This is a genomic window from Streptomyces sp. NH27 (assembly GCF_056859195.1).
On the sequence record NZ_JACEGK010000858.1, the window covers coordinates 1 to 1,842 of the forward strand.

Genomic DNA, 1,842 nt, shown 5'->3' on the forward strand with positions numbered 1-1,842 from the left:
CTGCGTGTCGCTGTCGGCCGTGTGCCGCCCGTGCGCTGTGTTGCTGTCGGCGGTGTGGCCGGTCCTGTGGGTCCCGTGGTCCGCCCGGCCGTCCGGCTGTGCCCCCTGCTGCTGGTCGGGTCTGGCCCGCGAATTGTCGCCGCCGGTCCGTCGCCGTCTTGCCGCGCCGGGACGTGCCGTGGGCTGTTGCGTCGTCCGGCTGGTTCGTCGCCGCGGGGGTGTGGGGGACGTTCCGGCTGCAGTTGTTCACCGCTGCCGGGGTCCGGCCGGTCGCGGTGGTGACGCAGGTCGCCGGCGAGGGGATGGGCCTGATGAACGCCGCGGAGCGTTACGCGGGCGCGGTGTGGGAGCGGCACTGCCCGGACCAGGAGGTGCCGCCGGTGTGGGTGGAGCGGCAGCTGTGGCCGGAAGGGGCACGGCAGGAGAGCCGCTTGCGGCGGGTGGTGTTCGCCGGCGCCGACGGCTACGGGCCGTACGGCCCGCGCTGGTCGGCCATCACCCACGAGGAACTGGAGGACCTGGTCGGCGCCGAGGTCTCTACCGGACGCGGTGCCGGCTACGTGCCGCTCCGCGCTGAGCCCGAACCCCGGCTGGTGTTCGAGGAGTTCGCCGTGGTCCGCCTCGGCCGGCCCCGCCCGTTCCGGGAGCCGGACTGCATGCCGACCGGGGTGTCCTGGTGGCGGCGCCGACTGCGGCAGCTCCTGCCGCGCCGCGGCGCGCAGCCGTGCTGCTGGTACCACGACGGCGACTGGCACGCGGTCAGCGCGCTGGCGCTGCAGGTGCTGCGGCGGGCCCGCGCGCAGGGTGTGGAACCCGACGACATGGAGGAGTTCGCGATCGCCCACGCGGCGGCAGCCGGCGCCACCGTGTGGCAGACCCAGGCTCTGGCCAGCTTGTTCAACACCGCCGACGCGATCCAGCCCAGCCGCGAGACCGGCTACATCAACGGCCAGCACCGAGCCCAGGCCATGTTGGAGGCCGGGGTGCGCCGCACCGTCGTCCTGCGGACCGTCCACGAGACATAGCCGCGCCCGCCCGCCGGTGCGGTGCCGCCCGCGTTCGCGGCTTTCGGCCTACCAGTGGCCCGGGGGTTGGGCCGCCGGCAGCGACCTCGAGTCGGACTGTCCGTATCTGGCTTGATGATCAAGCTCAGACCCCTGAGTGCGAGTTAAGGGGTTTCGTCGTCTCGGAGGGTCGCGGGGCAGTACAGTGCTTGCACATGGGAGCCGTGCTGCTTCGCGCGACCCCCACGTGTGGCGCGGTAGAAGCGCGCCTATGACCGCATGCGGTCACTGTGGTGAAGAGGGGATCCGGCTACAGGTTTCAACGGTTGCCGAGGTGTGAGCTGATCGCGTCGGCTAGGACGCGGGCGGCTACTGTGCCGGCGACGGTTAAGACGGGTCGTAGCCGGGTCCGCCGCCGTCGGGTCGTGCCTGTGCCCCGGTGTTTAGCCCGCCGCCCGCCGCCCGCTGCTGGCCGCCTGACCCTGCGTTATCCCGGTTGCTGCCGGGCTGTTGCCGCCTGTCCCGGGGCCGTGCGGTTGCCGCCGGGCGGCCGCGGGGTGTGCTGGAGGCTGCCGACGCCAGAGCGCTGGGCTGGTGTCCGGGGGTTTCCGGGCCGCTCCTGCTTTCACTCCCACGCGTTACAACATTCCGTCCCGGGGTGTGTACCGGCCCGCTAGACTGCCTAAAGGCGTTACACCTTTGGTTCGGGGTGCGGTTCTGCCGTGCCGTCCTCCGGGTGGCTGGGTCCGGCGCGTGCCGCGCCGTGTTGCTGGTGCGGGCGGGCTGCTTCGCGCCGGGGCCTTCCCAGTCTGGTGTACCGCCGTGTGCGGCCCTTCCC

At 72.8% G+C, this 1,842-nt stretch carries 1 protein-coding gene; it reads left to right on the forward strand.

The features are described 5' to 3' along the window. The first annotated feature begins 173 nt into the window (after positions 1 to 173). A complete protein-coding gene (locus AC13HU_RS36545; RefSeq protein WP_483046303.1) occupies positions 174 to 1,025 on the forward strand; it encodes a hypothetical protein in 852 nt (283 codons plus the stop codon). The last annotated feature ends 817 nt before the right edge of the window (positions 1,026 to 1,842 follow it).